Origin of the sequence: Bacillus sp. S4 (assembly GCF_040838205.1) — a bacterium.
GTDB classification, from domain to species: domain Bacteria; phylum Bacillota; class Bacilli; order Bacillales; family Bacillaceae_G; genus Bacillus_A; species Bacillus_A cereus_U.
This window is the reverse complement of record NZ_JBFPJI010000316.1, coordinates 1-3690: the sequence shown is the minus strand read 5'-3', so window position 1 is coordinate 3690 and position 3690 is coordinate 1. Positions and strand designations below refer to the sequence as shown.

Here is a 3690-nt window from a genome sequence, read left to right as displayed (position 1 = left end):
ATTTGAAAGAAGAATCTTTATTGAAAGTAAGTCTTAAGAGTTTGAAAATGAGAAGTAATTTATTTTTCATCATTACATCTTTAAGTATCTTTTTAGGAGCCACTTATTATTACAATAAAAGATTTCCAAATCACAGATATCCTGACTGGTTAGAATTTCTAAAATTAGTTGGTTGAAGAAAAGACAGAAAAACAGAAAGTTCAAATAAAAAATTATTTATTGTTGAGGAGGAACTAGTATGAATATAAGAGAAAGTGAACTTCCAGGTATTGGTTATAAGTTTCAAATCGTTACGAAAGGTAACGAAAAAATGGTGATTGTCATTCATGATGATGGGCGTAGAGAAATGTATCATTTTGATACAGACCATGAAGAAAGCATCTCAAGTATTTCATTGCGTGACTCAGAGGCAAGACAAATTGCAGCAATATTAGGCGGGATGGTATATAAACCTCGGGCATTAGAAAATGTTGAGATGGTCTTTGAAGGTTTAGCGATTGAGTGGTTCAAAGTGGAGAATGCAGCGCCAGCAATTGGAAAAACAATTGGTGATCTTGAAATAAGAAAAACATATAGCGTAACGATAATTGCAGTTATGAAAAAGAATATGAAAAAGCTATTTAATCCAGGACCAGACACGGTGATTGAAGAGGGAGATATGCTTGTAGTTTCCGGTGAGAGAGAAGAAATTAAAAAGATTATCAATGAATTACTTTCGAATAGGGGGACTGACTAGATGGATACTTTAATTTTTGAAGTTGGTACAGCTTTAGTTTTAGTAGCAATTGCGGCGGTAATTGCTGGGAAGTTTAAATTCTCAGTAATTCCTTTTCTAATTGTTCTTGGCATGTTAGTAGGACCGCACGCGCCGACAATAGGTGTTATCGATCTCAAATTTATTGAAAGTGCAAGTGTGATATCCTTCCTTGGAAGGATTGGCGTTCTGTTCCTTCTTTTCTATCTAGGATTAGAATTTTCGATGAAAAAACTAATTAAATCTGGACGTTCGATTGCTATTGGCGGAACGATTTATATTTTAATTAACTTTTCACTTGGATTATTATATGGATTTATAATGGGCTTCCCGTTACTTGAAATCTTAATTATTGCGGGTATTATTACGATTTCTTCTAGTGCTATCGTTGCAAAAGTATTAGTTGATTTAAGAAGAACTGGTAATAATGAGACCGAATTAATTTTAGGAATTATTATGTTTGAAGATATATTCCTTGCTGTATATTTATCAGTAGTTTCTGGCTTAGTCCTTGGGGATCACGCTTCGTTCTTAGGTGCTCTCACTTCAATTGGAATTGCTTTAGGATATATGCTTCTATTCTTCGTAGTAGCTAGAAAGGCTACGCCGTTATTAAATAGATTGCTCAATATTAGTTCTGATGAAATCTTTATTATTGTAGTATTTGCTTCGTTGTTCTTTATTGCTGGTTTTTCAGAAACAATTCACGTTGCAGAAGCAATCGGGGCACTTCTTTTAGGGTTAGTTTTCTCTGAGACAGAGCATAGTGATCGAATTGAACATCTTGTTGTTCCATTTAGAGACTTTTTCGGAGCTATCTTCTTCTTCAGTTTCGGATTAAGTATCGATCCGTTCTCATTGGGCGGAGCAATATGGTTAACGTTAGGTGCTGTACTTCTGACGATAATCGGAAACTTTGTAGCAGGGATGATTGCAGGAAGACAAGCTGGATTATCCCATAAAGCTTCAACAAATATTGGATTAACAATCGTTTCAAGGGGAGAGTTCTCCATCATTATGGCCAATATCGGTATCGCCGGTGGTTTAATGTCAGTATTGAAACCATTCTCAGCGCTATACGTGCTTATACTATCCATTTTAGGACCTCTTCTTACGAAAGAGTCGAAGAATGTATATAAATTTTTAAATAAAATCTTTAAGTGGGATACGAAGACAAACTAAATTTTAAAAAATAAAAGTACAAGATATTTACCGCTTGTACTTTTATTTTTTGCAATGAAAACAGTAAAGAGAGGTAAATGATGTTAGGAGAGTTGATTCATTCAGTTTTAGTTTTTCTAGAAGGACTTGGTTATTGGGGAATTATGCTTGGATTGATGTTAGAGGTTATTCCAAGTGAAATCGTATTGTCTTATGCAGGCTATTTAGTATCAACAGGAAGCATTACATTTGGGGGTGCTGTTGCGTTCGGTACGATTGGCGGTGTAATCGCACAGCTATTTATTTATTGGATCGGTCGATACGGAGGAAGACCTGTTCTTGAGCGATATGGAAAATATATTTTGATTCAGAAGAAACATATTGATTATGCGGAAGCGTGGTTTAATCGTTATGGAACTGGTGTTATCTTTACCGCACGTTTTATTCCCGTTGTGCGTCATGCTATTTCGATACCAGCAGGTATTGCGAAAATGTCACATGCTAAGTTTATTACGCTAACTACATTAGCTGTTATTCCATGGTCAATTGTATTTGTCTATTTAGGCTTTAAATTAGGATCAGAGTGGGAAAGTATTAATAAAGTAGCTGGGCCATATGTGAAATATTTTGCGCTTGCTGCTATTGTTTGTGCAATTGGTTATTTTATATTTAAAAAAATGATGAAAAAAAAGTGATTACGGAAAAAGAATCTATGCGGACATAGATTCTTTTTTATTGTCATTTTTTAAAGGGTGAAAGAGTATGTTTAATATTTATCATATTGTGGCATACATATAGGAAAAGGGAGTTTGGAAAGGGGATTATTGAGAAATGGAACTCCAGTTTCAAAATGTATATCAACAAGTTGAGAATTGGTATGTGTTGGATTCGGAGCTTCCTTGGGATGTCAAAAAGTTAAGAAATGATTTGTTTTCTCTTATTGAAGTAAGTGCAACGCCAGTTATTTTTTGTGATACGTGTGATGCGAATCATGTACTTTTATCATTAGGAGAAGAAGAAGAGGAGTTTTTATTCCCGGTAGGTGGTTTTTATCATAAAGAAAAACAATTAATTTTCGTTTGTATGTGGGAAGAGTATGAGCAAGTGCTCAAAACGCTATTGCATGAATTCAGGCATGCGATGCAGCATAAGGACGATGTACTATATGTTGGACATGAACGATACGAAGAAAGATGGATCGAGAAAGATGCGAGGCATTTCGCGGAGAGGAAGCTAGATGAATACAAAAATAGAAATTTAATCTGAAGCATAGTGGAGAAAAATCACTGTGCTTTTATTTGTTGCTAATTTAAAATAAGTAGTTGACCTTTATTAAGTTTAGTTCTAAACTAATAGTATCAAATGAGCGAGGTGATGGAATGAAAGCAGAGGAAAGACTTGGATTACTATTATGGTTTCGTTTATCACGCTTTTATAATAGAAGTATTCGTGAGACGAATCAGCATTTGAAAAAGTGGAATGTATCTGCCGCTCAGTTTGATGTATTAGTTCAAATTGGAGGACACGATCGTTTAACACAGCAAGAACTTGGAAATAAGTTGTTTGTTACGAAAGGAAATGTTACTCAACTTTTAAATAAGATGGAGCAACTAGATTGGATTCAGCGTGAACAAGAAGGTACGACGAAATATATTTCATTAACAGAAGAGGGAAAGGTTCTATATGAAGAAATAGTCCCGCCGCAAGAAACATTCCAAAAAGAGCAATTTGATAAGTTAAATAGAGAAGAACAAAAACAATTATTAGAATTACTG

General features: G+C 34.7%; 5 protein-coding genes. All 5 read left to right on the top strand.

Features of this window, described 5'->3' with window-relative positions:
* Nucleotides 1-238: 238 nt before the first annotated feature.
* A complete protein-coding gene (locus tag AB3X48_RS19225; RefSeq protein WP_002198915.1) occupies nucleotides 239-736 on the top strand; it encodes a cation:proton antiporter regulatory subunit in 498 nt (165 codons plus the stop codon).
* Nucleotides 737-1936, top strand: coding sequence for a cation:proton antiporter (locus AB3X48_RS19220; protein WP_199714931.1), 1200 nt, complete (start codon nucleotides 737-739; stop codon nucleotides 1934-1936).
* 80 nt (nucleotides 1937-2016) lie between these two features.
* A complete protein-coding gene (gene uptA, locus AB3X48_RS19215; RefSeq protein ID WP_199714930.1) occupies nucleotides 2017-2610 on the top strand; it encodes an undecaprenyl phosphate transporter UptA in 594 nt (197 codons plus the stop codon).
* Nucleotides 2611-2746: 136 nt separating this feature from the next.
* Nucleotides 2747-3181 carry a DUF3920 family protein gene (locus AB3X48_RS19210; protein ID WP_002159954.1) on the top strand — a complete coding sequence of 145 codons (435 nt, stop codon included), beginning with the start codon at nucleotides 2747-2749 and terminating at the stop codon, nucleotides 3179-3181.
* Between the two features lie 113 nt (nucleotides 3182-3294).
* On the top strand, nucleotides 3295-3690 hold a 396-nt coding region (locus tag AB3X48_RS19205), incomplete at its 3' end, for a MarR family winged helix-turn-helix transcriptional regulator (protein WP_367959819.1).

Coding starts and splice junctions, on each gene's coding strand:
- AB3X48_RS19220 (WP_199714931.1), top strand. CDS start 737: ATGGATACTTTAATTTTTGAAGTTGGTACAGCTTTAGTTTTAGTAGCA.
- AB3X48_RS19210 (WP_002159954.1), top strand. CDS start 2,747: ATGGAACTCCAGTTTCAAAATGTATATCAACAAGTTGAGAATTGGTAT.
- AB3X48_RS19225 (WP_002198915.1), top strand. CDS start 239: ATGAATATAAGAGAAAGTGAACTTCCAGGTATTGGTTATAAGTTTCAA.
- uptA (WP_199714930.1), top strand. CDS start 2,017: ATGTTAGGAGAGTTGATTCATTCAGTTTTAGTTTTTCTAGAAGGACTT.